This window comes from Streptomyces sp. NPDC001700 (assembly GCF_053596435.1).
Genome location: NZ_JBSFGE010000013.1, coordinates 87348 through 112404, shown reverse-complemented (window position 1 = coordinate 112404; position 25057 = coordinate 87348). Strand labels below are relative to the sequence as shown.

Sequence of the window (25057 nt, the reverse complement as noted above, 5' to 3'; positions counted from 1 at the left end):
ATGCTCAGTGAAATCGACCTCCAGCTGCTCGACGCGCTCCAGGTCAACCCCCGCGCCTCCTGGACGCTGATCGGCCGGGTCCTGGAGATCGACCCGGTCACCGCGGCGCGACGCTGGGCACGGTTGCGCGAGAACGGGTTGGCGTGGGTGTCGGTCGCGTTCGGCCCGCACGAGGCGGGGCAACTGTGCGTGGTGGTCGTCGAGGTCGAGTGCGAGCGGGGAGCGAGCGCGGCGGTCGCCGCGTCCATGGCCGGGTGGAACAGTGCCCTCACCGTGCAGTACACGGCGGGCCGCCAGGACCTCTGGGCGCTGCTGGTCACGGCCGACTTCCCGACGATGTCGCAGCTGCTGCTCGTCGGCCTGCCCGAGCTGGAGGGCGTGGCCCGGACCCGCAGTTACTTCGTGACCCGGCTGTTCGAGGCGACCGGGCGCTGGCGGCTGCACGTCCTCGGCCCCGGCCAGGTGCGCCGGCTGCGCGAGGCGCTTCCGGAGCGGTCATCGGAGGGCGCGCGGCCCTTCGGGGCCACGGACCGCGCGATGTTCCGTGAGCTGAGTACCGACGGGCGGCGCACCCATGCCGAGGTGGGCGAGGTGCTGGGCGTATCCGCCCGTACGGTGCAGCGGCGGCTGAACGCGCTGATGTCCCGCCGTGAGGTGGCGTTCCGCTGTGACGTCGCCCGGGGCCTGGTCGGCTGGCCCAGCTCCGCGGTGATCTGGCTGAACGTGCCCGAGGACCGGCTCGACGAGGCGGGCCGGGTGCTGGGCCGCCGACCGGAGGTCCGCACGTGCGCCGCCATCGCCGACGAGCGCAACCTCATGCTCGGCATCGGCCTGCGGCAGATCTCCGACCTGCACGGTCACATTGTCCAGATCCTGCACGACGTGCCCTACGCGCGGATCCTCGATCGCAACATCGTGCTGCGCCAGGAGAAGCTCTACGGGCGCGTTCTCGACGCGTCCGGCCGGGCGGTGGAGGCGGTCCCGATCGACCCGTGGGCCGCCCAGGCCTGATGCCCCCGGCCTGTCGCCCGCCTGCCTCCCGCCTGTCGCCCGCTACTCCAGCGGCTTGCCCTTGGTCTCGGGCGTGGTCAGGACAACAGCGGCCCCGATCAGCAGCAGGACGATGGTGTAGCCGATGAAGAGATCGCCGTGGCCCGTGCTGCCCAGCCAGGTCTGCAGGTACGGCGCGGTGCCGCCGCAGAGCCCCACCGCGACCGAGTAGGGCAGCCCGATCCCCGAGGCGCGCACATGCGTGGGGAACAGCTCGGCGAGGAACGCCGGCAGGATCGACGTGACGACGGCCAGCAGCACGCCCGCGATCGACATGGCCAGGGTGAGCTGCCACATCTCGCCCTGGATGAGGCGGTTCAGGGGGAACGACAGGGCCGCGGCGCCGAGCGTGAAGACGAGGAAGTTCGGCCGCCGCCCGAACCGGTCGGACAGCGCTCCGGCGAACGGCAGCGCCGCGATCGTCACGGCGGACGAGATGACGCCCGACCACAGCGCGGCGGACGCGTCCATGTGCTGCACGCTGATCGCGTACGCCGGTGCGGCGACCACCCACGCGTAGAAGAACGTGGTCACGCCGACCACGAGCCCGACGACCCGGAGGGCCGCCACCCGGTTCTCCCACAGGCCCCGGGCGATCGGGACACGGGCCTTGGTCCGCTCCTGCTCATACTGCGGCGTCTCGCTCAGCGTGCGGCGCAGGAAGAGGGTGACGACGCCGAGCACCCCACCGACGAGGAACGGCACCCGCCAGCCCCAGGCCGACATCTGCTGCTCGGAAAGCACGCTGGTCAGCGAAGCGCCGAGCAGCGTCCCCAGGAGAATGGCCGCGACGCCGGAGACATAGATCGCGCTCGACCACAGCCCCCGGCGGTGCGCGGGAGCCGACTCGGAGATGTACGTGTACGAAGCCCCCGCCTCACCCCCGTACGCCAGCCCCTGCAGCAGCCGGGCGATCAGGAGCACCACCGACGCCATCACGCCCACGCTCGCGTACGAGGGAGCGACGCCGATCAGCAAACAACCGACAGCGCCAAGGACGATCGACAGCAGCAGCGCCACCCGCCGTCCGTACCGGTCGCCGATCCAGCCGAACAGAAGCCCACCGAGCGGACGCATCACGAACCCCACGGCGAACACCGCGAGCGTCGCGAGCAGCGCGGAGAACGCGTTCTCCTGGTCGAAGAACTGCACGGCGATGAAGGGCGCGAAGAGCGCGTAGACGTTCCAGTCGTACCACTCGAGCGCATTGCCCGTCCCGGTACCGACGATCGTGCGCATCCCCTGCCGACGACCGGGGCCGGGGTTCACGGCGCCGTGATCCGCGTCCGTTGCATCAGTGAGGTCGGTCTTCATCTGGCTCCTCCTCCGTCGGCGGTGATTGCGGCTATCACCGTGGATGAGGGGGCCGAAGAAGGGCCCGCAATGCAGGAACCGGTCTTCCGAGGCCGTACACGCGCAGCCTTCGGACGCCCGGCGTCCGCCCGGGGCTTCCGAGCGAACACCGGATGTGGGGCTCAGACGTTGAAGCGGAACTCCACTACGTCGCCGTCGCGCATCACGTAGTCCTTGCCTTCCATGCGCGCCTTGCCCGCCGAGCGGGCGTCGGCGACGGAGCCTGTTTCGACCAGGTCGTCGAAGGAGATGACCTCGGCCTTGATGAAGCCCTTCTGGAAGTCGGTGTGGATGACACCGGCCGCCTCGGGGGCCGTGGCGCCCTTGGGGATGGTCCAGGCGCGGGATTCCTTGGGGCCGGCCGTGAGGTAGGTCTGGAGGCCGAGGGTGTTGAAGCCGACGTGGGCCAGGGTGGCGAGGCCGGGTTCGGTCTGGCCTACGGACTGGAGGAGTTCGAGGGCTTCCTCGTCGTCGAGTTCGGCGAGGTCCGCTTCGAGCTTGGCGTTGAGGAAGATCGCCTCGGCGGGGGCGACGAGGGAGCGCTGCTCGGCCTTGAAGTCGTCGTCGGTCAGCTCGTCCTCGTCGACGTTGAAGACGTAGAGGAACGGCTTGGTGGTGAGCAGGTGCAGGTCGTGGAGGAGGGCGGCGCGCTCGCTGCCCTGGACGATGCCCGCGGAGAAGAGGGTGTCGCCCTCTTCGAGGATGGCCTTGGCCTCTTCTACGGCCTTGACCTGGGCCTGCTTGTCCTTCTGGATCCGGGACTCCTTGACCAGGCGGGGCAGCACCTTCTCGATGGTCTGGAGGTCGGCGAGGATCAGCTCGGTGTTGATCGTCTCGATGTCGCTCTTGGGTGAGATCTTGCCGTCGACATGGACGACGTTCTCGTCCTTGAAGGCGCGGATGACCTGGCAGATCGCGTCGGACTCGCGGATGTTCGCGAGGAACTTGTTGCCCAGGCCCTCGCCCTCCGAGGCGCCCTTGACGATCCCGGCGATGTCGACGAAGTCGACGGTGGCGGGGAGCTTGCGGGCCGAGCCGAACAGCTCGGCGAGCTTGTCGAGGCGGGGGTCGGGGACGCCCACGACGCCGACGTTGGGCTCGATGGTGGCGAACGGGTAGTTGGCCGCCAGCACGTCGTTCTTGGTCAGGGCGTTGAACAGGGTCGACTTGCCGACATTCGGCAGACCGACGATTCCGATCGTGAGCGACACGTTGGCGACTTCCCGTAGCTTCCCGTAGCGGGATCGAATGTGAGGACTGGTGGACCGGCCCGCGCGAGGGCCGGTCCACCAGTCTACGGGGCCGCCTCCCGTCACCCGCCCGGGCGGACCGTCACCCTCCCGGGCTGACAATCAGTCGAACAGACTGCCAAGGTCCCGCGAAGGGCGTGTCCCAGTCCGGATTCCAGCCCTCCGCCCACCTACGTTGGTCTGGTGGAGCACTACAGGACACGTACGCCCCGCCGGGCGGCCGCCCCCTCGCCCCGTACGGCGGCGGACGACACGTACCCGGGCCAGGGCGGAAGACAGGGCGCGGGCGGCGCGGCGCGCGGCGCGCGGCCGGTGGCGCGCCCGAGCGCGCGCGGCGGGCTGCTGGGCGCGGCCGCCGCGCTGCGCGACCGGCCGTTCACCGTGCCCAGCGCCCGGCTCACCGCCCTGGGCGCGGGCCTGCTGACCGCGCTCGCGATGCTCGCCTTCGGCTGCCTGGACGCGCTGCTGTTCTCCGGGTCGCCCACCGCGTACGGAGTGTTCTTCCTGCTGGCGTGCGCGGGCTGCGGGATGTGGGTACGGCCCGCCGACCTGTTCCCGGGGGCGATCGGGGTGCCGATCGCCTTCACGGCCGGGCTGCTGCCGATCAACGACGGCGGCGCGGGGTTCGCGGGTCAGGCGCTGGGCGTCTTCACCGCGCTGTCGCTGAACGCGGGCTGGCTCTACGCCGGTACGCTGCTCACCGCCGTGATCGTCCTCGTCCGCAAGATCGCCCTCATGGGGCGGCAGCGGCGCCGCCGTCAGCAGCGGCAGCCGCGGCCATGGCGGCACCCACGATCCCCGCGTTGTTCTGCAGCTGAGCCGGGACGATCTCGGCCCTGACGCCCTCGATCAGCGGCAGGAACTTGTGCGCCTTCCGGCTCACCCCGCCGCCGATCACGAACAGCTCGGGCGAGAACAGCATCTCCAGATGCGCCAGGTACGTCTGCACCCGGTGCGCCCAGTGCGGCCAGCTCAGGTCGTGGTCCTCGCGGACCTTGGTGGAGGCGCGCTTCTCCGCCTCGTGGCCGTCCAGCTCCAGATGGCCCAGCTCGGTGTTGGGCACCAGCCGACCGCCGGTGAAGACCGCGCTGCCGATGCCGGTGCCGAGGGTGAGCACGATCACGGTGCCCCGGCGGCCACGGCCCGCGCCGAAGGTCATCTCGGCGACCCCGGCCGCGTCCGCGTCGTTCAGCACGGTGACCGGGACGCCCAGCCGCTCGCCGAGCACACCGGCCAGGTCGGTGCCGATCCAGCTCTTGTCGACGTTCGCGGCGGTACGGGTCGTCCCGTCCGTCACCACGCCCGGGAAGGTGACCCCGACCGGGCGCCCGGCCCAGCCGAAGTGCCCGGCGACCTCGACCACGCCGTCCACGACCGCCTCGGGCGTGGCCGGATGCGGGGTGAGGACCTTGTGGCGCTCCTCGGCGAGGTCGCCGCGGTCCAGGTCCACCGGCGCGCCCTTGATCCCGGACCCGCCGATGTCCACGCCGAATACGCGGGCGGACGGGCCGCCGCCGCTGCCGTTGGTCACCGCTCCGCGCCGTCCGTCCCGGTGGCGGCGGGGGCCCCAGCCGTCGCAGCCGACGCGGACGCGGCCGCCTCGGACCGCAGGTCCCGGCGCAGCTCCTTGGGCAGCGAGAAGGTCATGGTCTCCTTCATGGGCTGCACGACCTCCACGTCCCCGTAGCCGCGCTCGGCCAGCCACTCCAGGACGCCGTCGACCAGCACGTCCGGTACGGAGGCGCCCGAGGTCACGCCGACCGTCGTCACGCCCTCCAGCCAGGCCTCGTCGATCTCGCTCGCGTAGTCGACCAGGTGGCCGTCCTTGGCACCGGCGCCGATCGCGACCTCGACCAGCCGCACCGAGTTGGAGGAGTTCTTGGAGCCGACGACGATGACCAGGTCGGATTCGGCGGCGACCTGCTTGATCGCGATCTGGCGGTTCTGGGTGGCGTAGCAGATGTCGTCGCTGGGCGGGCTGATGAGCTGCGGGAAGCGGTCCTGCAGCGCGTCCACGGTCTCCATCGTCTCGTCCACCGAGAGGGTGGTCTGGGACAGCCAGACGACCTTGGACTCGTCGCGGACCTCGACGTTCTTCACATCGCCCGGGCCGTCGACCAGGGTGACGTGGTCCGGCGCCTCGCCGCTGGTGCCGATGACCTCTTCATGGCCCTCGTGACCGATCAGGAGGATGTCGTAGTCCTCATTGGCGAAGCGGACGGCCTCTTTGTGGACCTTGGTGACCAGCGGGCAGGTCGCGTCGATGGTGGCCAGCTTGCGCTGCGCGGCCTCCTCGTGGACCACCGGGGCGACGCCGTGCGCCGAGAAGATCACGATGGCGCCCTCGGGCACCTCCTCCGTCTCGTCGACGAAGATCGCGCCCTTTTTCTCCAGGGTCTGGACGACGTACTTGTTGTGGACGATCTCCTTGCGCACGTAGATCGGCGCGCCGTACTGCTCCAGGGCCTTTTCGACGGCGATTACGGCACGGTCGACGCCCGCGCAGTAGCCACGCGGGGCAGCGAGCAGGACCCGGCGGGCGGAGGTTGCAGTCATGTCCCCCATCGTAGGGGCGATGACGGCGGGCTCTGTCGGTGGTGGCCGATACGCTCGCGGGCATGGCTGTCAACACGTCCGCGGAAGCGCCGATCCCGGTCGGCGAGGTATCCCGGCTGATCGGGGGGTGGATCGACCGCCTCGGGGCGGTGTGGGTCGAGGGGCAGATCACCCAGCTGTCCCGGCGGCCGGGGGCCGGTGTGGTCTTTCTGACCCTGCGCGACCCCAGCTACGACATCTCGCTGACCGTCACCTGCTTCCGCGCCGTCTTCGACAAGATCGCGGACACGGTCTCGGAGGGCGCCCGGGTCGTCGTGCACGCCAAGCCGGAGTGGTACGCGCCACGCGGCCAGCTGTCGCTGCGGGCCGTCGAGATCCGGCCGGTGGGCGTCGGTGAACTGCTGGCGCGGCTGGAGCAGTTGAAGAAGTCGCTGGCGGCGGAGGGGCTGTTCGCCGCCGAGCGCAAGAAGCCGCTGCCGTTCCTGCCGCAGCTGATAGGGCTGGTCTGCGGCCGTGCCTCGGCCGCCGAGCGCGATGTGCTGGAGAACGCCCGGCTGCGGTGGCCCGCCGTCCGCTTCGAGGTGCGCAACGTCGCGGTGCAGGGGACGCATGCGGTGCCGCAGGTGATCGAGGCGGTCAAGGAGCTTGACGCACTGCCCGCGGTGGATGTGATCGTGGTCGCGCGGGGCGGCGGCAGCGTGGAGGATCTGCTGCCGTTCTCGGACGAGCAGCTGGTACGGACGGTCGCGGCGTGCCGTACGCCGGTGGTCTCGGCGATCGGGCACGAGCCGGATTCGCCCCTGCTCGATCTGGTGGCGGATCTGCGGGCCTCCACCCCAACCGATGCGGCGAAGAAGACCGTGCCGGACGTGGGCGAGGAACTGGTGCGCATCCAGCATCTGCGCGAGCGCGCGCTGCGCAGTGTGAACGGGCTGCTGGACCGCGAGGAGCGGGGTCTTGAGGCCGCGCTCGCCCGGCCGTGTCTGCGGCAGCCTCGGCGGATGGTGGACGAGCGCGAGGAGCAGATCGCGTCGGTGCTGGACCGTGCGCGGCGCTGTCTGGGGCATCTGCTCGACCGCGCGGACTCGGAGCTGGCCCACACCCAGGCCCGGGTGGTGGCCCTCTCCCCCGCCGCGACGCTGCGGCGCGGCTATGCGGTGCTGCAGCATGCCGATGGGTCGGTGGTGCGGGCGGCGGCCGAGGTGTCGGCGGATGAGGAGCTGCGGGCGCGGGTGGCTGAGGGGGAGTTCGCGGTGCGGGCAGTTGTTGGAGCGGGCGAGGGTGTCGGACCAGCTGAATAGGGTGAGGGATATGGCGAAGACGGACGAGAAGGCCGACGGGCGGACCGGGGCCGAGGACACGACGCTCGGGTACGAGCAGGCGCGGGACGAGCTGGTCGAGGTCGTGCGGCGGCTGGAGGCGGGGGGCACCAGCCTGGAGGAGTCGCTGGCGCTGTGGGAGCGGGGCGAGGAGCTGGCCACGGTGTGTCGGCGCTGGTTGGAGGGGGCGCGGGCGCGGCTGGACGCGGCGCTGGCCGAGTCCGGGGGCGGCGGTGCGGAGGGCGACGGCGAGGGCTGACGGGGCGGGGCGCCTGCGGCGGGCCGTCCCCCACCCCGCCCCTTCCCGAAACCGGGGGCAAGCCCCCGGCCCCCGATGCGGGGCTCCGCCCCGGACCCCGCCGGGGCTCCGCCCCTGGACCCCGCTCCTCAAACGCCGGAGGGGCTGGGATGTGCCGACCGGGGCTGGGATGTGGCGACCGGGGCTGGGATTGGGCGACCCGCTGGGCTGGCTCCGACCCGGGGCGCGCTCCCCGAGCTAGAGGGCAGGCCGGGCGGTTGTGATTCGGAGCACCGTGGTCCGGTTTTAGTTGAAGATTAATATAAAACTCGTACAGTGGAGTCAGCGCACTTCAATATCCCCACCATGACCAGGAGGTTTACCGTGACGACGCTCGCACTCGACCCGGCCGCCCAGGATCTGCTCTTCCGTGAGGCCCACACCGCCAACGCCTTCACCGACGAGCCGGTCTCCGAGGAGCAGGTGCAGGCCATCTACGACCTGGTGAAGTACGCGCCCACCGCCTTCAACCAGTCGCCGCTGCGCATCGTCCTGGTCCGCTCCGCCGAGGCGCGGGAGCGTCTGGTTCCGCACATGGCCGAGGGCAACCGGCCCAAGACGGCCTCCGCGCCGCTGGTCGCGATCCTCGCCGCGGACAACGAGTTCCACGAGGAGCTGCCCTCGCTCTTCCCGCACGCCCCGCAGATCAAGGACGTCTTCTTCAGCGAGCGCGACACCCGCGAGCAGGCCGCCGCGCTGAACGCGTCGCTGCAGGCCGGTTACTTCATCGTGGGCGTCCGCGCCGCCGGGCTGGCCGCCGGTCCGATGACCGGTTTCGACCCGGCAGGGGTCCAGAAGGAGTTCCTGGACGGGAACCACACCCCGCTGATGATCGTCAACATCGGCAAGCCGGGCGAGGACGCCTGGAAGCCGCGCAGCCCGCGCCTGGCCTACGACCAGGTGGTCACCACCGTCTGATCCACCCCGGTAGTCCACCTCGGTGGTCCGCCCCGGTGATCAACTAGCAGCGCGCCCCTCGGCATCCGTGCCGGAGGGGCGCACTGCTGTTCGGTCAGCGCGTCAGCGCGTCAGCCCTTTTCGGCCTTCAGCACGGCCGCCATCTTCGCGAGCTGCCCGTACGACGCCGTGCCGGTGACGACCGTGGTCACACCCGGTTCGCGGCGCACCAGGGCGTCGTACTTGTCGCCCTCGTAGCGGACCCACTCATGGCCGCCGATCCTCTGCTTGGTCTTCGTCTCCCGCGCCTGCTGGGTGACGTCCTCGATGAAGGGGACCGGCTTGCCGTCGCTCTGCTCGATGGCGATGTACTCCTCGTCCTGGTCGAGGAAGCCCAGATGCCAGGCCGCGCCCTTGTCCGGGGTGGTCTCGGGCTGGTACGTCACCGAGGTCGCGCGCCACCCCTTGGGCAGGCTGCTCTTCTCGGGGGCGGCCACCGGGTACGGCGCCGCGCGCCGGGCGGTGTCCACCTCCACCCGGTAGTCGACCGTCTGGACGCCCTTGCCCGGGTCACTGTCGTCATGCGGAATGCCGAAGACGTAGATGGCCGCCGCGACGACACCAATCACCGTCAGCGACAGGACCATGTCCCGCACCGTCTCTTTGCCACGCATACCTGCCACGCCCCCTATCGTCCCTCATCGCCTCTCGGCACCCGGCAACAGGGCCGCATCAGGGTGGCGCTCATGCGTGGGGTCCTCTGCTCACTTTCGCAATGAACGGATAAGGTCATGAGCACCCTCACTTTCCGGTTCGTCGCCGTACAGAAAGGTGCGCTCCGATGACCGAGCATCATCTGCCGTCCCAGCTCGAGGTCAGTCCCGCGGCTCCCGACCGCAACCTCGCCCTTGAGCTGGTCAGGGTCACCGAGGCGGGCGCCATGGCCTCCGGCCGCTGGGTGGGCCGCGGCGACAAGAACGGCGCGGACGGCGCCGCCGTGAAAGCCATGCGCTCCCTCGTCCACACCGTGTCGATGAACGGCGTCGTGGTCATCGGCGAGGGCGAGAAGGACGAAGCCCCGATGCTCTTCAACGGAGAGCGCGTCGGCGACGGCACCGGCCCCGAGTGCGACGTGGCCGTGGACCCGGTGGACGGCACCACGCTGACCGCCAAGGGCATGGCCAACGCCGTCTCCGTGCTCGCCGTGGCCGAGCGGGGCACCATGTTCGACCCGTCGGCCGTCTTTTACATGGACAAGCTGGTCACCGGCCCCGAGGCCGCCGAGTTCGTCGACATCACGGCGCCGCCCGGGGTGAACATCCGGCGGATCGCCAAGGCGAAGAAGTCCAGCCCCGAGGACGTCACCGTGGTGGTGCTGGACCGGCCCCGCCACGAGGGCCTGGTCAAGGAGATCCGGGAGGCGGGCGCCCGGATCAAGTTCATCTCCGACGGCGACGTGGCCGGTGCGATCATGGCGGTGCGCGAGGGCACCGGCGCCGACCTGCTGCTGGGTGTCGGCGGTACGCCGGAGGGCATCATCGCGGCCTGCGCGATCAAATGCCTCGGCGGCACCATCCAGACCAAGCTGTGGCCCAAGGACGACGAGGAGCGGCAGCGCGCCATCGACGCGGGCCACGACCTCGACCAGGTCCTCCAGACCGACGACCTGGTCAGCGGCGACAACGTGTTCTTCGTCGCCACCGGCATCACCGACGGCGACCTGCTGCGCGGGGTGCGGTACCGCGCGGACACCGCCACCACGCAGTCGCTGGTCATGCGGTCGAAGTCCGGGACGATCCGGCAGATCGACTCCACCCACCGGCTGTCCAAGCTGCGCGCCTACGCCTCGGTCGACTTCGAGCGCCCGCGCTAGAACGCGTCACACGCGTCACACGCGTCATACGTCGGATACGACACGGGCCGGGCTCCGCCGTATGGCGGGGCCCGGCCCGTGTCCCGAAGAATTCACCCGGCGGCGGCGACGCGCACGGCGCGCTGCAGCTCCGCCTCGCGGCGACGGCGGCGGGCCAGCACCACCCGGCGCTCGGCCGCGGTCAGCCCGCCCCACACCCCGTACGGCTCGGGCTGGAGCAGCGCGTGCTCCCGGCACTCGACCATGACCGGGCAGCGCGCGCAGACGCGCTTGGCGGCCTCTTCCCGCGACAGCCTGGCAGCCGTCGGCTCCTTGGACGGAGCGAAGAACAGCCCGGCCTCGTCCCGGCGGCACACCGCCTCCGAGTGCCAGGGGCCGGCCTGTTCCCGAGCGGGGGTGCGCTGCGGGGGCACGGCGGCGTCCAGCAGGGGCTGATGCGGTTGCAGCACGGTCTACTCCTGACGACGGCTCCGGTGTTCACCCTTGCCCGCCTCCCGCCGTACGGCCCCCTGTGCACCCCCATCAGCCGTACGAGAGACGATGCACCAAGCCTTACCCGCTGTGCGCACGCTTATGCACACGGTTGCCCTGCCCGGAAATTCCGTATGCACAGCGGCTGTTCAGCCCTTATGACCTCAGGTTTTTCACACGTTTCCCGCGCTTCGGCTTGGCGTCGATCCCGCCGAAGAGCGCGAATCCGCTGACCCGGACCACCGGCGCGTCGGGGTCCGGAGCCTCCCGTTCCGCGACGTCCACGCCGCCGAACACGCCGGAGCCCGAACCGTGCAGCGAGACGTTCTCCGGGACCTTGATCTCCACACCGCCGAACACGGCCCAGGCCTGGATGACGATCTCCCGCTGCTCGAAGACCGCCTCGGTGAGGTCGATCTCGACGCCGCCGAAGACCGCGAAGGCGTGGGTACGGCGGCGGGGCCGCCAGCGGCCCTTGCGCACGGCACCGCCGAACACCGCGATCAGGTTCTCCGGGCTGGAGACGGCGTCGGGCGCCGCGCCGGAGGGCAGGCCCGCGGTGGCCCGGGCCGGGCCCGAGGGCACGTCCCGGACCAGGGGCTCCAGCTCGCCGAGGGTCTTGGCGCGGTAGACGGCGTCGATCCGCTCGGCGTGCTCCTCGGGTTCGAGCCGCCCCTCGGCGAGGGCCTCCCGCAGGATGTCCGCGACCCGGTCGCGATCCGCGTCGGACGCACGGATCTCCGCCTCCGCGACGGGCACGGGGGCGGCGGCGGGGACGGGGGCGACAGAAGAGGAGGATTTGGTCAAGGAAACCGGCTGCTGCTCATCCACACCCGGCAGACTACCCAGTCGCGATAGATCGCGACTAGTGGTGTGCGGCGACCTCGCGCCGGGGCGGGCGTCTAGTGAGCCTTACCTCACAAGCCCCGGACCTCCCGCCCCGTTCTACGCTTATGCACGCGCTGTCGACGAAGTCAGCCGTAGTCCCCCCGTCGAGTAAGGAATGGCCGCGATGCCAGAGTTTGCCTATTCGGACCTGCTGCCCCTGGGAGAAGACCGGACGACGTACCGTCTGGTGACCTCCGAGGGCGTGAGCACCTTCGAGGCCGACGGGCGCACCTTCCTCAAGGTCGACCCGGAGGCGCTGCGCCAGCTCGCGGCCGAGGCGATGCACGACATTTCGCACTATCTGCGCCCGGACCACCTCGCGCAGCTGCGCCGCATCCTCGACGACCCCGAGGCCAGCGCGAACGACCGCTTCGTGGCGCTGGACCTGCTGAAGAACGCCAACATCGCGGCGGCCGGGGTGCTGCCGATGTGCCAGGACACCGGCACCGCCATCGTCATGGGCAAGCGCGGCCAGAACGTGCTCACCGAGGGCGGCGACGAGGAGGCCCTGTCGCGCGGCGTCTACGACGCGTACACCAAGCTCAACCTGCGCTACTCCCAGATGGCCCCGCTGACCATGTGGGACGAGAAGAACACCGGCTCCAACCTGCCCGCGCAGATCGAGCTGTACGCGACCGACGGGGGCGCCTACAAGTTCCTCTTCATGGCCAAGGGCGGCGGCTCGGCGAACAAGTCCTTCCTCTACCAGGAGACGAAGGCGGTGCTGAACGAGGCATCGATGATGAAGTTCCTGGAGGAGAAGATCCGCTCGCTGGGCACCTCCGCCTGCCCGCCGTACCACCTGGCGATCGTGGTCGGCGGCACCAGCGCCGAGTACGCGCTGAAGACCGCGAAGTACGCCTCCGCGCACTACCTGGACGAGCTGCCCGCCGAGGGCTCCCCGACCGGGCACGGCTTCCGCGACCAGGAGCTGGAGGAGAAGGTCTTCGAGCTGACGCAGAAGATCGGGATCGGCGCGCAGTTCGGCGGCAAGTACTTCTGCCACGACGTACGGGTCGTCCGGCTGCCCCGGCACGGCGCGTCCTGCCCGGTCGCGATCGCCGTCTCCTGCTCGGCCGACCGCCAGGCGCTCGCGAAGATCACGCCGGAGGGCGTCTTCCTGGAGCAGCTGGAGACCGACCCGGCGCGCTTCCTCCCGGACACCACCGAGGAGGAGCTGACCAAGGGCGCGGGCCCGGACCTGGACGCGGTCGCCATCGACCTCAACCGGCCCATGGACGACGTCCTGGCCGAGCTGACCAAGCACCCGGTCAAGACCCGGCTCTCGCTGACCGGCACGCTGGTCGTCGCCCGTGACATCGCGCACGCGAAGATCAAGGAGCGGCTGGACGCGGGCGAGGAGATGCCGGAGTACCTGAAGAACCACCCGGTGTACTACGCGGGCCCGGCCAAGACGCCGGAGGGGTACGCCTCGGGCTCGTTCGGGCCGACCACGGCGGGCCGGATGGACGCGTACGTCGAGCAGTTCCAGGCGGCCGGTGGCTCGAAGGTCATGCTGGCCAAGGGCAACCGCTCCCAGCAGGTCACGGACGCGTGTGCCGCGCACGGCGGCTTCTACCTGGGCTCGATCGGCGGCCCGGCGGCGCGGCTGGCACAGGACTGCATCAAGAAGGTCGAGGTCCTGGAGTACGAGGAGCTGGGCATGGAGGCGGTCTGGCGGATCGAGGTCGAGGACTTCCCGGCGTTCATCGTGGTGGACGACAAGGGGAACGACTTCTTCACGGACCCGGGTCCGGCCCAGCCGTTCGTGACCAGCATCCCGGTCCGGCCCGGCGCCTGACGCCGCAGCTCAGCCGGAGACCTGTGCGGCGCCCCGCTCGACGGACGGAGTCCGGCGCAGGCGCCCGAAGCTTGGGAGGCCCCCCGGGGCCGAGCAATGCGAGGGCGACCATCGAGAGGGGTACGGATGGCCCCCGGTCGTGACCGGGGGCCATCCGGCGTTCAGCCCGAGAGGGTCGCCTCGAAGGCGCCCGGGCGCTGGGGGACGCCGCTGCACGACGTGCTCGGGGCGGCGGCGGGCTGTTCGGCGGCGGGGTCCGGGGCCGCGGCGCCCGCGCCCTCGGCGGCGCACGGACGGTCTCGTTCCGCCGACCACATCGACAGCCGCCCGATGCCCTTGCGGGCCGCGAAGCGGGCGAGTCCGGCCGCGTCCTCCAGCGTGAAGACCTCGCCGGTCACGTCGTTGACCCCGATCATCGGCGTCACGGCCAGGGTCTTCCACGCGGCGGCGTCGGACAGCCCGAGCACCCGGCGGACCTTCTCCTGGGCGGCGGTGGCCGCCTGGATGGCGTAACGGCCCATGTCGCCCGTGTGGTCGCCGCTGTAGTTCATGGCCATGACGTTGACCGACGAGACGGTGACGCCCTCCCGCTGCGCCGCCGTCAGCTGGGCGAGGGCGCCGGGGGTCAGCCCGTCCGGCATGGCGGGCAGCGTGAAGGAGACGTTCAGCCCCTCGTGGGTGCGCTGGACCAGGGCGATGGCCTGGGCCCGGCGGGCGGTGGCGGCGGCGTCGGCGAGGGCGTCGCCCTCGATGTCGAAGTCGGCCCGGATGATGCCGTAACGCTCGATCACCTCGGTGTACGCGGCGGCGAGTTGCGAGGGGTCCTCGCAGGCCGTCCCCAGCTCCGTGCCGTCGGCGCCGCCGAAGGAGATCCGTACGTCGCCCCCGGCCCGCCGGGTGGCCTCGATACGGGCCGTCAGCGCCGGGTCGTCGAACGGGATGCCGCTGTCCCAGGCCGGGGTGCAGCCGTCACCCGATACGACGAAGCCCAGCGTGAATTCCTTGACGCCGCGCGCCGCCGCGGCGGGCATGTCGTAGCGCGAGCTGGCCCAGGCGCTGACGTACGGCACGAAGTCGGCCGGGGGCGGCTCCGGGCGGGGGGCGGCGTGCGAGGTCGCGTGGTCCGGGTCGGACGACCGCTCGCTGCCCGCCCAGACGGCGACGGTGGCGCAGAGCACGGCTCCGGCCATGGCGATTCCGCTCATGCGGGGGCTGGCCTTCAATCGCACGCGCTCTTCCTTCCGCTCCGGGGTGAGGGATGGCCTCCCCGCCAACCTCGCATATTCGATTAAAAGTGACGGACTATGACACACCGCATGTTTGACACATAGGTTGTATGTCGTATTTTCTGCACTAGCCTCTGACGCATGGATCATCAGTCAGATGTGGCCGAGCGTGCGCCCTCGCGTCCCGTCCGCTCCGACGTGGCCAGGAGAGGGCCCGTGTTCGTGGACCTCTCCGGGCGCCGCGGACGGCTGATGCGGCACGCGGGCGCGCTCGCGGGGGCCGTCTGCTTCGGCTATTCGGCGGTCCTCGGGATGGGGTTCGCGGGCGGTACGGCCATCGCTCCCGAGACGCTGATCCCGGGACGCCCCGTCACCACCGAGGCGTTCGGCCGGGAGCCGAGGGTCGCCCCGGAAGGGCACTCCGGCGGGCATGACGACACGTATGAGCACCCGTCGGGCGACCACCACCCCCGGTATCGCCACGACGGACCGGACCATCCCCTTCCGCATCCGCCCGCGCACGTACGCCCCGCGGGCGCCCGGAAACCCACCGCGCTCGCCCGGCCCGCCCCGCCCCAGTCGCACCGCGCGTCCGGGGCGCGCGGCGAGCGGGCGGGGCGCGGCGAGCACGCCGCACGCCCCGGCCGCCGCGCGGGCGGACACCACGCCGCACGGCACCAGCGGCCCGGGGCCCACCAGCCCGGCCGTACGCCGCATCACGCGCGGCCCCACGAGCCCGCCTCGTCGCCCGCGCGCCCGGAGCCCCACAAGCCGCCCCGCAAGCCGGTCGGCCAGGCGCCCGATCCGGTGAAGCGGCCCCCGGCCGCGAGGCCCAGCAAGCCAGGGAAGCCCGGCAAGCCCGGCGCGCCCGCGAAGCCCACCGAGCCCGGCCCCGACCGCCCCCAGAACCCCGGCAACGGCAACGGCAACACCAAGCCCCCGGCGAACGAGCCCGAGACCCCGGTATGGGGCCCGAGCACCCCCGGCGGCATCAACTGGCAGGCGATCCCGCAGTTCCGCAGCAGGGTGTCATGAGCGGCAGACCGCTGAAGCTGCCCCGGCCGCGCGGCCGCGGACTCCCGGCCACGGGAAAGAGCGGCAGAAGGCCCCGCTTTCGGGGGCGCCTCAAGATGCGCGCCCGCACCCGGATGGCCTTCGCGCTGGCCACGCTGCTCGCGCTGGTCTGCGCCCTGCTGCTGGACGGCTATCTGTACGCCGAGATCGGCAACGACGCCCGGGTGCACGCCTCACGTTCGTACCGCAGCGTCCCCGAGCGGCTGCGCAGCGGCGGGCCGGTCATCACCTTCGACCGGAAGGGGAGGGCGACCGAGCACTCCATCCCCGCCAAGACCATCGCGCTGACCTTCGACGACGGCCCGGACCCGCGCTGGACCCCGGAGATCCTCGCCGTGCTGCACAAGCACCGCGTCCCGGGGACGTTCTTCGTGCTGGGCCAGATGGTGGTCCGCCACCCGGGGCTGGTGCGCGAGATGGTGGCCGCCGGGCATGAGATCGGCGTCCACACCTTCTCCCATGTCGACCTGTCCTACCAGGACAAGCACCGGATGAACCGCGAACTGGCCCAGTCGCAGCTGGCGCTGGCGGGCGCGGCGGGCGTCACCAGCTCGCTGTTCCGGGCGCCGTACGCCTCGGAGGTCTCCGCGCTGGACGACCGCACCTGGCCGGTCCAGCAGCATGTGGGCGCCAAGGGCTACGTCAGCGCGTTCGTGGACACCGACAGCGAGGACTGGCGGCGGCCCCCGGTCAAGGAGATCGTCCACAACGCCACCCCGCGCGGCACGAAGGGCGCGTCCGTGCTCTTCCACGACGCGGGCGGCAACCGCGCGCGGACCGTGCAGGCGCTGGAGCGCTACATCGACCGGATGGCGGCGCGCGGCTACTCCTTCACCACCATCACCGGCGCCCTCCACGCCAAGAGCGCCAACCACCCCGCCCCCGCCCTGCGGGTGTGGGAGGGCCGGACGCTGATCTGGGCCGCGCTGGCCACCCAGCACGCGCTGCCGGTGCTCATCGGGATGCTGGGGGTCGTCGGGATCGCCGTGTTCGGGCGGCTGCTGCTGATGCTGGGGCTCGCCTGGTGGCACCGCCGCACCCGGGACCGGCGCCGCTACACGCTGGTGCAGGAGGTGACCGATCCGGTGAGCGTCATCGTGCCCGCGTACAACGAGAAGGAGTGCATCGCCCACACCCTGAACTCCCTGGCCGCCTCCACCCATCCCATCGAGATCCTGGTGGTGGACGACGGTTCCACCGACGGTACGGCGGACATCGTGGAAGCGATGGGGCTGCCCAACGTACGCGTACTGCGCCAGCCCAACGCGGGCAAGCCCGCCGCGCTGAACAACGGCATCGCGAACGCCCGCCACGAGCTGATCGTGATGATGGACGGCGACACCGTCTTCGAGCCCACCACCATCCGTGAGCTGGTCCGCCCCTTCGCCGACCCCCGGGTCGGCGCGGTCGCGGGCAACGCCAAGGTCGGCAACCGGCGCTCGCTGATCGGCGCCTGGCAGCACATCGAGTACGTGATGGGCTTCAACCTCGACCGGCGGATGTACGACCTGCTGCGCTGCATGCCGACCATCCCCGGCGCGATCGGCGCCTTCCGCCGCCGCGCGCTGCTGGACGCCGGGGGCATGAGCGCCGACACCCTGGCCGAGGACACCGACATCACCATCGCGCTGCACCGGGCCGGGTGGTGGGTGGTGTACCAGGAGCACGCCCGCGCCTGGACCGAGGCGCCGGGCACCCTCGGCCAGTTGTGGAAGCAGCGCTACCGCTGGAGCTACGGCACCATGCAGGCCCTGTGGAAGCACCGCCGCTCGCTGATCGACCGGGGCCCTTCGGGGCGGTTCGGGCGGGTGGGGATGCCGCTGGTGGTGCTCTTCCAGATCGTCACGCCGCTGTTCGCGCCGCTGATCGACCTGTTCACGCTGTACGGGGTGATCTTCGTGGACCCGGTGCGCTCCCTCGCGGCGTGGTGCGCGCTGCTGCTCGTACAGCTGCTGGGGGCGGCGTACGCCTTCCGGCTGGACCGGGAGCGGTACCGGGCGCTGGCCGTCCTGCCGCTCCAGCAGATCGTCTACCGCCAGCTGATGTATCTGGTGCTGCTGCATTCGTGCGTGACCGCCGCCACCGGCGCCCTGCTGCCCTGGCAGAAGCTCAAGCGGACCGGTGAGGTGGAGGCCCCGCGCACCGCCGAGACCGTACGGTGACCCACCTCACCGGTCCGCTCCCGGCGGCGCGGGAAGACGGCACAGCGGTACGACGCTGTGCTGGACGGAGGTGTCACCATGACCGAAGACAGGGCCGAAGAGAACTACCGGACCGAGCACGACTCCATGGGTGAGGTACGGGTCCCCGCCCACGCCAAATGGCGGGCCCAGACCCAGCGCGCGGTGGAGAACTTCCCCATCAGCGGGCAGCGCCTGGAGCGGGCGCACATCGAGGCGCTGGCCCGGATCAAGGCCGCGGCGGCGCTGGTCAACGCCGAGCTGGGCGTGGTGGAGAAGGACATGGCGGCGGCGATCGCGGAGGCGGCCGCGGAGGTCGCCCAGGGCCGCTGGGACGACCACTTCCCGGTGGACGTGTTCCAGACCGGCTCCGGCACCTCGTCCAACATGAACACCAACGAGGTGCTGGCCACGCTCGCGACCGAGCGTCTGGGCCGCCCGGTGCACCCCAACGACCATGTGAACGCGAGCCAGTCGTCCAACGACGTCTTCCCGTCCTCCATCCACGTCGCCGCCACCGCCGCCGTCACCGCCGACCTCATCCCGGCGCTGGAGCACCTGGCGGCGGCGCTGGAGCGCAAGGAGGCCGAGTTCGCGGAGGTGGTCAAGGCGGGGCGTACCCATCTGATGGACGCCACCCCGGTGACGCTGGGCCAGGAGTTCGGCGGCTACGCGGCGCAGGTGCGGTACGGGGCGGAGCGGCTGCGCGCCTCGCTCCCCCGGCTGGCGGAACTGCCGCTGGGCGGCACCGCCGTGGGCACCGGCATCAACACCCCGCCCGGCTTCCCGGCCGCCGTCATCGCCGAACTGGCGCGGGCCACCGGGCTGCCGCTGACCGAGGCCCGGAACCACTTCGAGGCGCAGGGCGCCCGGGACGGGCTGGTGGAGACGTCCGGTCAGCTGCGGACCATCGCGGTCGGCCTCACCAAGATCGCCAACGATCTGCGCTGGATGGCGTCCGGTCCGCGCACCGGCCTCGCCGAGATCGCGCTGCCCGACCTCCAGCCCGGTTCGTCGATCATGCCGGGGAAGGTCAACCCGGTGATCCCCGAGGCGGTCCTGATGGTCGCGGCCCAGGTCACCGGCAATGACACGACCGTCGCCACGGCCGGGGCCGCCGGGAACTTCGAGCTGAACGTGATGCTCCCGGTGATCGCCAAGAATCTGCTGGAGTCGATCCGGCTGCTGACCAGCGCCTCCCGGCTGCTGGCGGACCGCACCATCGACGGGATCACCGCCGACGCGGAGCGCGCCCGGGAGTACGCGGAGTCCTCGCCGTCCGTCGTCACGCCACTCAACCGCTACCTCGGCTACGAGGAGGCCGCGAAGGTCGCCAAGAAGTCGCTCGCGGAGCGGAAGACCATCCGCGAGGTGGTGCTGGAGTCGGGCTACGTGGAGCGCGGGCTGCTGACCCGGGAGCAGTTGGACGAGGCGCTGGACGTGCTGCGTATGACACATCCTTGACGTGCTCCCCGGTCCGAAGTCCCGGGGTTCCCTGCCACGGTCGGGTGACCGTCTAGGTGGCTTCCTGCTTCAACGCGCTGTGCCGGGACTTTCGTCCTGGTCCTACCTGCGCTCTGCGAGGCGTTTAGCCTGTCCGCCCGTCCGGCGGCCAGGGTGTTCTTCGAGGCGTTGTCGTCGCGGTCGTGGACGGTCCCGCACCCTGCGCACGTCCATTGGCGGACGTGGAGGGGTTTGGGGCCGTCCATAACGCCGCACACGGAGCACCTTTGAGAGGTCGGCTCGAAGCGTCCGATCTTCCCGAAGTACCGGCCGTGCTTGACCGCCTTGTACTCCAGCATGTGCACGAACGCCGACCATCCGGCGTCGTGCACGGACTTGGCCAGCCGGGTCCGCGCGAGGCCGGACACCGCGAGGTCTTCCACATACACCGCTTGGTTGTCACGGATGATCTGTGTGGACACCTTGTGGTGCCAGTCCCGCCGCCGGTCGGCCACCCGGGCATGCTGCCGCGCGACCCGGATACGGGCCTTGGCCCGGTTCTTAGATCCCCGGTCCTTCCGGCTGAGATCCTGCTGCAACCGCTTCAGCTTTTTCTCCGCGCGGCGCAGGAACTTCGGGGAGCGGATCCGGGTGCCGTCGGACAGGACGGCGAAGGTGGACAGTCCCAGATCGATGCCGACTTCGGTATCCAGCTCGGGGAGAAGGTGCGGTCCGGTGTCCACCACGAAGCTCATGAAGTACCGGCCCGCACAGTCCTTGGTGACGGTCAGGGAAGTGGGTGCGGTCGGCAGCGGCCTGGAGCAGGTGACCTTGATAGTGCCGACCTTGGCCACATAGACCGTGCCGTCGTCCTGGAGGGAGAACGCGTTGGTGTTCAGGCGAATGGACTGCCGGGTGTCTCTCTTCGTCTTGTACCGGGGCGGTGCGACCTTGCGGCCTTTACGCTGACCCTTCAGGGAGTCGAAAAAGTTCTTGTAAGCGGCATCCAAGTCGCGCAGGGACTGCTGGAGCACGACCGCCGACACCTCGGCCAGCCAAGCGCGCTCGGTGGTGCGCTTGGCCTGGCGCGCGGCGCTGCGGGGTGTCCGGGTGGACCCGGTAGTTGTAGCGGAGCTGCACGGATGCGATCGTACGTTCGCCCTCACAGACTGCGAGGGCGAAGTCCATAAAGGCAGGCATACGTTTCGGAGATGCGCGTTCCTCTCGTCCTTGTGACCAAGTGCCGACGCGACAGCGAGAGGTGCACTGACAGGAGGGCAAAGACTCCCGACACAAGATTATCTGTAAGCCCCTGTTGTACTGTGCGTGCGGCATAGGTCACGGCACGGCGGCCCGGTCGCACCTAAGATCTGCTCATGACAGCGGACATCGTGGAGACGACGGGAACGGCGGACGGCGCCCGATGGGCGCCAGGGGACCACATCCTCTGGCGTTATCGCGCCAACGCCTCCGACGCCATCCACATCTGCCGTCCGGTGACCGTCGTCCGGGACACCCCGGACGTGCTGGCCGTCTGGCTCGCGCCCGGTACGGCGTGCGTCAAGCCGCAGCTCGCCGACGGTACGCAGGTGCACCGCGAGCCGCTGTCCACGCGCTACACCAAGCCGCGCACCACCGCGCTGTCCCAGTGGTTCGGCACCGGGGTGCTCAAGCTCGCCCGGCCCGGTGAGCCCTGGTCGGTGTGGCTGTTCTGGGATCCGGGCTGGCAGTTCAAGAACTGGTACGTGAACCTGGAGGAGCCGCTGTCCCGCTGGAGCGGCGGGGTGGACTCCGAGGACCACTTCCTGGACATCGCGGTCTACCCGGACCGCAGCTGGGAATGGAAGGACGAGGACGAGTTCGGGCAGGCGCAGCGGGCCGGTCTGATGCCCGGTGAGCAGGCCGAGCGGGTACGGGCGGCGGGCCGGGCCGCCGTGCGGCTCATCGAATCCTGGGACGCGCCGTTCCGGGAGGGGTGGGAGGAGTGGCGTCCGGACCCGTCGTGGACGGTACCCGTCCTCCCGGCGGACTGGGACCGTATCGACAGGGGGCGTACGTCCGCGCACTCAAGGTCCTGAACCTCTTGCTGTGTCCCGGTGTTTCAAACGTAGGATCGTCGTCCGGAACACTGCACATGCGGGAAACAGGACAGAGGCGCAACTCACGGACGATGCGCGCGAACTGACGCAATGTCACAGGAGGGGCGGGAGTCGTGAGCGGTGAGGACGACTACGGCGACGGCTATGCGGGCTATGAGGACTTCGACCGCCTGGCGCTCGACCGCAGCGGTCAGGCAGAGGCGTTCGACGCGATAGGCGAGCGCTACGACGACGCCTTCCCCCATAAGGAAGGCCAGGTCACGGCCGGTCAGTGGCTGGCCGAAACGCTTCCGCCCGGCTCCCGCGTGCTCGACGTCGGCTGCGGTACGGGGCTGCCCACGGCCCATCAGCTGACCGCGGCCGGACACCGGGTGACCGGCATCGACATCTCCCCCGGGATGCTGAAGCTGGCCCGGGACAATGTGCCGGGCGCCGACTTCCAGCAGGTGGACATCGTCGACCTGCGGATGGGCGGCCGCTACGGCCCCGGGGGCTCCCGGGAACTGGGACCGTTCGACGGCATCGCCGCCTACTTCTCGCTGCTGCTGCTGCCCCGCCCGGAGATCCCGTACGCGCTGCGCGCCCTCCACGCCGTACTGAGACCCGGGGGGCTGCTGGGCCTTGGCATGGTCGAGGCGGACGTCGACGACTTCGCCATCCCGTTCCTCGGCAACTCGGTCCGGGTATCCGGTTATCTGCGGGACGAACTTCGACAGGTCGTACGCGATGCGGGCTTCGAGATCGCCGGGGAGGACTCGCACGCGTACGCCCCGGCCAGCACGGACGTACCACCCGAGATCCAGCTCTATCTGAACTGCCGACGACGTGCCTGACACTCGGTGCGCCCCCGACGAGACGGGGGCGCACGGCCCCGGACGGATGGAAACCCACGCGTGACGGAGCACCCCACCTCCCACAACAGGCGACAGGCTGCCAGCACTGCCGCCGCCTCGGGCACGCCCGAGGACGCGCACGGCGCGGTCCCGGACCCGCGGACCGCCGTGCGGCAGACGGCCGCCCCCGGCCAGGAGCCGGGCGGCGGCCGGCCGCGTCCCGCCTTCCCGGCGGACGGCCCGGCGGCCGCCCCGGACTCCGGCGACGCCCCGGCCCAGGAGCCGGAGGGCGCCGCGGCCGAGGGAGACGCCCGGCCACGGCGCCGCGGCCGCGGGGCCGCGAAGCCCGCACCACGCGGCGGCGGGGGAACGCCGCGCGGCGGCGGCACGGCGAAGCGCGCCGGTGGCGGGACGCAGCGCCGAGGAGCGGCGGAGAGCGAGCAGCCGGAGCACGGCACACCGGAGGGCGAACCTGTGTGGGACGCGGACCGCAATGCCGCCAGAGGCGCGGCGAGCCGACCCGGGGCCCGGGACGACGCCCCCAGCAGCGCGGCGGGCGGACACCCGGCCCCGGCGCGGCCCGGCCCGGCCGTGAACGAGGCCGCGACCGCCGGTGAGGTGGCGTCGGCCGCTGAGGTGGCGTACAGCGCCCCCGAGGGCGGAATGCCCGCCGTGCCGCCCTCGAACGCGCCCGGCGCCGACGGCACCGCCGCCCTGCGGGACCGCAGCGGGGACCGGCTGCGGTTCGTCGGGGCGGCGACGCGGCGCATCGCGCGCGGCATCGACCTCGACGAGATCGTGCTCGGCCTGTGCCGGGCCACCGTGCCCACCTTCGCCGACGCGATCCTGGTCTATCTGCGCGATCCGCTGCCGGTCGGCGACGAGCGCCCGGTGGGCCCGGTGGTGCTGCGGCTGCGCCGTACCGACCGGATCCCGATGGACGCGGACACCGAGAGCGGACGGCTGCCGCTGATGTCCTCGCAGTCCGACCTCGCGCCCGCCGTGGGCGGCGGCCCCGCGGCCGAGCTGTGCGAGGTGGAGGCGGGCGGTCCGCTGGCCGAGGTGCTGCGCGGGGTGCGGCCGGTGTTCGGCGACTCGCAGGCCGCCCGCGCCGCGCTGCCCGAACTCCTCGGCGAGGGACCGTCGGTGGCGACCGGCCAGCGCACCGTGCTGGCCCCGCTGCGCGGCCGCCGCCGGGTGATCGGCGCGGCCGTCTTCGTACGCCGCCCGGACCGGCCGCCGTTCGAACCGGACGATCTGCTGGTCGCGGCCCAGCTGGCCACCCACACCGCGCTCGGCGTCGACAAGGCGGTGCTGTACGGGCGCGAGGTCTACATCGCGGACGAGCTGCAGCGCACCATGCTGCCCGACTCGCTGCCGCAGCCCACCGGTGTCCGGCTGGCCAGCCGCTATCTGCCCGCCGCCGAGACCGCGCGGGTCGGCGGCGACTGGTACGACGCGATCCCGCTGCCCGGCAACCGGGTCGCGCTGGTGGTCGGCGACGTCATGGGCCACTCCATGACCTCGGCCGCGATCATGGGCCAGCTGCGCACCACCGCCCAGACCCTGGCCGGTCTCGACCTGCCGCCGCAGGAGGTGCTGCACCACCTCGACGAGCAGGCCCAGCGGCTCGGCACCGACCGCATGGCCACCTGCCTGTACGCGGTCTACGACCCGGTCGCGCACCGCATCGTGGTCGCCAACGCGGGCCATCCGCCGCCGCTCCTGCTGCACCGGGGAGGCCGCGCCGAGGTGCTGCGGGTGCCGCCGGGGGCGCCGATCGGGGTCGGCGGCGTCGACTTCGAGGCGGTCGAGCTGGACGCGCCCGCCGGGGCCACCCTGATGCTCTACACGGACGGCCTGGTCGAGTCGCGGATGCGCGACGTATGGACCGGCATCGAGCAGCTGCGCGAGCGGCTGACCGCCACCGCCCGGCTCACCGGCCCCAACCCGCCGCCGCTGGAGCCGCTGTGCGACGAGGTGCTCGACATGCTCGGGCCCGGCGACCGCGACGACGACGTGGCGCTGCTCGCGGCCCGCTTCGAGGGCATCGCGCCCAGCGACGTCGCGTACTGGTTCCTCGACCCGAAGGCCCAGACCGCGGGGCAGGCCCGCCGCCTGGCCCGCCGGGCGCTGGCCCGCTGGGACCTGGAGGACCTGACGGACGCGGTGGAGCTGCTGGTCAGCGAGGTGGTCACCAACGCCGTGCGGTACGCGGAGCGGCCCATCACCCTGCGGCTGCTCCGCACCGACGTGCTGCGCTGCGAGGTCGGCGACGACGTACCGCAGCTGCCCCGGCTGCGCCAGGCGCGCCCCTCCGACGAGGGCGGGCGCGGGCTGTACCTGGTCAACCGGATGGCGCGCCGCTGGGGCGCGACCCGGCTGTCCACGGGCAAGGTCGTCTGGTTCGAACTGGCCATGCCGTAGAGGCGCGTTGGCTGACGAA

At 71.5% G+C, this 25057-nt stretch carries 22 protein-coding genes; 13 read left to right on the top strand and 9 right to left on the bottom strand.

Going from position 1 to position 25057, the window contains the following annotated elements; all coding sequences use genetic code 11:
- Complete coding sequence (locus ACWC5C_RS24330) at window positions 1-1011, top strand: Lrp/AsnC family transcriptional regulator (protein ID WP_450878477.1); 1011 nt, start codon at window positions 1-3, stop codon at window positions 1009-1011.
- A 42-nt stretch (window positions 1012-1053) separates the two neighbouring features.
- Here ACWC5C_RS24330 and ACWC5C_RS24325 read toward each other — a convergent pair whose 3' ends face one another.
- Window positions 1054-2364, bottom strand: coding sequence for an MFS transporter (locus ACWC5C_RS24325; RefSeq protein WP_450878475.1), 1311 nt, complete (start codon window positions 2362-2364; stop codon window positions 1054-1056).
- A gap of 161 nt (window positions 2365-2525) precedes the next feature.
- Window positions 2526-3614, bottom strand: coding sequence for a redox-regulated ATPase YchF (gene ychF, locus ACWC5C_RS24320; RefSeq protein ID WP_450878473.1), 1089 nt, complete (start codon window positions 3612-3614; stop codon window positions 2526-2528).
- Between the two features lie 222 nt (window positions 3615-3836).
- Here ychF and ACWC5C_RS24315 point away from each other — a divergent pair, with 222 nt between their 5' ends.
- Window positions 3837-4493, top strand: a complete 657-nt coding sequence (locus ACWC5C_RS24315; protein WP_450878471.1) for a DUF6542 domain-containing protein — start codon at window positions 3837-3839, stop codon at window positions 4491-4493.
- Here the strand turns inward: ACWC5C_RS24315 and ppgK are convergent.
- Window positions 4387-5184: a polyphosphate--glucose phosphotransferase gene (ppgK, locus tag ACWC5C_RS24310; RefSeq protein WP_450878469.1), complete on the bottom strand. Its 798-nt coding sequence runs from the start codon at window positions 5182-5184 to the stop codon at window positions 4387-4389. The two genes, ACWC5C_RS24315 and ppgK, sit on opposite strands and share 107 nt — an antisense overlap.
- Window positions 5181-6218, bottom strand: a complete 1038-nt coding sequence (locus ACWC5C_RS24305; protein WP_450878467.1) for a 4-hydroxy-3-methylbut-2-enyl diphosphate reductase — start codon at window positions 6216-6218, stop codon at window positions 5181-5183. Before ACWC5C_RS24305 ends, ppgK begins: the two co-directional genes overlap by 4 nt.
- Before the next feature lie 53 nt (window positions 6219-6271).
- On the opposite strand from ACWC5C_RS24305, the gene xseA reads away from it, so the two are divergent.
- The 3 genes from xseA (at window position 6272) to ACWC5C_RS24290 (ending at window position 8744) form a co-directional block, all read left to right on the top strand.
- Entirely contained in the window at window positions 6272-7510 is a 1239-nt protein-coding gene (gene xseA / locus ACWC5C_RS24300) for an exodeoxyribonuclease VII large subunit (protein WP_450878465.1), read from the top strand.
- A 10-nt stretch (window positions 7511-7520) separates the two neighbouring features.
- The gene (locus tag ACWC5C_RS24295) at window positions 7521-7787 is read left to right on the top strand and encodes an exodeoxyribonuclease VII small subunit (protein ID WP_450878463.1); all 267 of its coding nucleotides are present in this window, start codon (window positions 7521-7523) and stop codon (window positions 7785-7787) included.
- A gap of 345 nt (window positions 7788-8132) precedes the next feature.
- Window positions 8133-8744, top strand: a complete 612-nt coding sequence (locus ACWC5C_RS24290; RefSeq protein WP_450878461.1) for a malonic semialdehyde reductase — start codon at window positions 8133-8135, stop codon at window positions 8742-8744.
- Between the two features lie 110 nt (window positions 8745-8854).
- Here ACWC5C_RS24290 and ACWC5C_RS24285 read toward each other — a convergent pair whose 3' ends face one another.
- Window positions 8855-9397, bottom strand: coding sequence for a DUF4245 domain-containing protein (locus ACWC5C_RS24285; RefSeq protein WP_450878706.1), 543 nt, complete (start codon window positions 9395-9397; stop codon window positions 8855-8857).
- Between the two features lie 167 nt (window positions 9398-9564).
- Here ACWC5C_RS24285 and glpX point away from each other — a divergent pair, with 167 nt between their 5' ends.
- On the top strand, window positions 9565-10596 hold the full coding sequence (glpX, locus tag ACWC5C_RS24280) for a class II fructose-bisphosphatase (RefSeq protein ID WP_385448967.1): 1032 nt from the start codon (window positions 9565-9567) through the stop codon (window positions 10594-10596).
- A 92-nt stretch (window positions 10597-10688) separates the two neighbouring features.
- Here the strand turns inward: glpX and ACWC5C_RS24275 are convergent, their stop codons facing one another.
- Window positions 10689-11045 (bottom strand): WhiB family transcriptional regulator, encoded by a 357-nt coding sequence (locus ACWC5C_RS24275; protein WP_361477790.1) that lies wholly within the window; start codon window positions 11043-11045, stop codon window positions 10689-10691.
- 178 nt (window positions 11046-11223) lie between these two features.
- Complete coding sequence (locus tag ACWC5C_RS24270) at window positions 11224-11898, bottom strand: DUF1707 SHOCT-like domain-containing protein (protein WP_450878459.1); 675 nt, start codon at window positions 11896-11898, stop codon at window positions 11224-11226.
- A gap of 181 nt (window positions 11899-12079) precedes the next feature.
- Here ACWC5C_RS24270 and ACWC5C_RS24265 point away from each other — a divergent pair, with 181 nt between their 5' ends.
- Entirely contained in the window at window positions 12080-13756 is a 1677-nt protein-coding gene (locus tag ACWC5C_RS24265; protein WP_450878457.1) for a fumarate hydratase, read from the top strand.
- A 161-nt stretch (window positions 13757-13917) separates the two neighbouring features.
- Here ACWC5C_RS24265 and ACWC5C_RS24260 read toward each other — a convergent pair whose 3' ends face one another.
- Window positions 13918-14985, bottom strand: coding sequence for a chitinase (locus tag ACWC5C_RS24260; RefSeq protein WP_450878455.1), 1068 nt, complete (start codon window positions 14983-14985; stop codon window positions 13918-13920).
- A 138-nt stretch (window positions 14986-15123) separates the two neighbouring features.
- Between ACWC5C_RS24260 and ACWC5C_RS24255 the strand changes: the two genes are divergently transcribed.
- From ACWC5C_RS24255 to ACWC5C_RS24245, 3 genes are all read left to right on the top strand, one after another.
- The gene (locus ACWC5C_RS24255) at window positions 15124-16017 is read left to right on the top strand and encodes a hypothetical protein (protein WP_450878453.1); all 894 of its coding nucleotides are present in this window, start codon (window positions 15124-15126) and stop codon (window positions 16015-16017) included.
- 95 nt (window positions 16018-16112) lie between these two features.
- Window positions 16113-18218: a bifunctional polysaccharide deacetylase/glycosyltransferase family 2 protein gene (locus ACWC5C_RS24250; protein WP_450878451.1), complete on the top strand. Its 2106-nt coding sequence runs from the start codon at window positions 16113-16115 to the stop codon at window positions 18216-18218.
- 78 nt (window positions 18219-18296) lie between these two features.
- Window positions 18297-19700: a class II fumarate hydratase gene (locus ACWC5C_RS24245; protein WP_450878449.1), complete on the top strand. Its 1404-nt coding sequence runs from the start codon at window positions 18297-18299 to the stop codon at window positions 19698-19700.
- On the opposite strand, the gene ACWC5C_RS24240 is transcribed toward ACWC5C_RS24245, so the two are convergent.
- A complete protein-coding gene (locus ACWC5C_RS24240; protein WP_450878704.1) occupies window positions 19625-20734 on the bottom strand; it encodes an RNA-guided endonuclease InsQ/TnpB family protein in 1110 nt (369 codons plus the stop codon). The two genes, ACWC5C_RS24245 and ACWC5C_RS24240, sit on opposite strands and share 76 nt — an antisense overlap.
- A gap of 321 nt (window positions 20735-21055) precedes the next feature.
- On the opposite strand from ACWC5C_RS24240, the gene fomD reads away from it, so the two are divergent.
- The 3 genes from fomD to ACWC5C_RS24225 all read left to right on the top strand — a co-directional run bounded on the left by fomD (window position 21056) and on the right by ACWC5C_RS24225 (window position 25038).
- On the top strand, window positions 21056-21757 hold the full coding sequence (gene fomD, locus ACWC5C_RS24235; RefSeq protein WP_450878447.1) for a cytidylyl-2-hydroxypropylphosphonate hydrolase: 702 nt from the start codon (window positions 21056-21058) through the stop codon (window positions 21755-21757).
- Window positions 21758-21891: 134 nt separating this feature from the next.
- Complete coding sequence (locus ACWC5C_RS24230) at window positions 21892-22611, top strand: class I SAM-dependent methyltransferase (RefSeq protein ID WP_450878445.1); 720 nt, start codon at window positions 21892-21894, stop codon at window positions 22609-22611.
- A 474-nt stretch (window positions 22612-23085) separates the two neighbouring features.
- Entirely contained in the window at window positions 23086-25038 is a 1953-nt protein-coding gene (locus ACWC5C_RS24225) for a SpoIIE family protein phosphatase (RefSeq protein WP_450878702.1), read from the top strand.
- The last annotated feature ends 19 nt before the right edge of the window (window positions 25039-25057 follow it).

Coding starts and splice junctions, on each gene's coding strand:
- ACWC5C_RS24330 (WP_450878477.1), top strand. CDS start 1: ATGCTCAGTGAAATCGACCTCCAGCTGCTCGACGCGCTCCAGGTCAAC.
- ACWC5C_RS24325 (WP_450878475.1), bottom strand. CDS start 2,364: ATGAAGACCGACCTCACTGATGCAACGGACGCGGATCACGGCGCCGTG.
- ACWC5C_RS24305 (WP_450878467.1), bottom strand. CDS start 6,218: ATGGGGGACATGACTGCAACCTCCGCCCGCCGGGTCCTGCTCGCTGCC.
- xseA (WP_450878465.1), top strand. CDS start 6,272: ATGGCTGTCAACACGTCCGCGGAAGCGCCGATCCCGGTCGGCGAGGTA.
- ACWC5C_RS24295 (WP_450878463.1), top strand. CDS start 7,521: ATGGCGAAGACGGACGAGAAGGCCGACGGGCGGACCGGGGCCGAGGAC.
- ACWC5C_RS24290 (WP_450878461.1), top strand. CDS start 8,133: ATGACCAGGAGGTTTACCGTGACGACGCTCGCACTCGACCCGGCCGCC.
- ACWC5C_RS24285 (WP_450878706.1), bottom strand. CDS start 9,397: ATGCGTGGCAAAGAGACGGTGCGGGACATGGTCCTGTCGCTGACGGTG.
- glpX (WP_385448967.1), top strand. CDS start 9,565: ATGACCGAGCATCATCTGCCGTCCCAGCTCGAGGTCAGTCCCGCGGCT.
- ACWC5C_RS24265 (WP_450878457.1), top strand. CDS start 12,080: ATGCCAGAGTTTGCCTATTCGGACCTGCTGCCCCTGGGAGAAGACCGG.
- ACWC5C_RS24255 (WP_450878453.1), top strand. CDS start 15,124: ATGGATCATCAGTCAGATGTGGCCGAGCGTGCGCCCTCGCGTCCCGTC.
- ACWC5C_RS24250 (WP_450878451.1), top strand. CDS start 16,113: ATGCGCGCCCGCACCCGGATGGCCTTCGCGCTGGCCACGCTGCTCGCG.
- ACWC5C_RS24245 (WP_450878449.1), top strand. CDS start 18,297: ATGACCGAAGACAGGGCCGAAGAGAACTACCGGACCGAGCACGACTCC.
- fomD (WP_450878447.1), top strand. CDS start 21,056: ATGACAGCGGACATCGTGGAGACGACGGGAACGGCGGACGGCGCCCGA.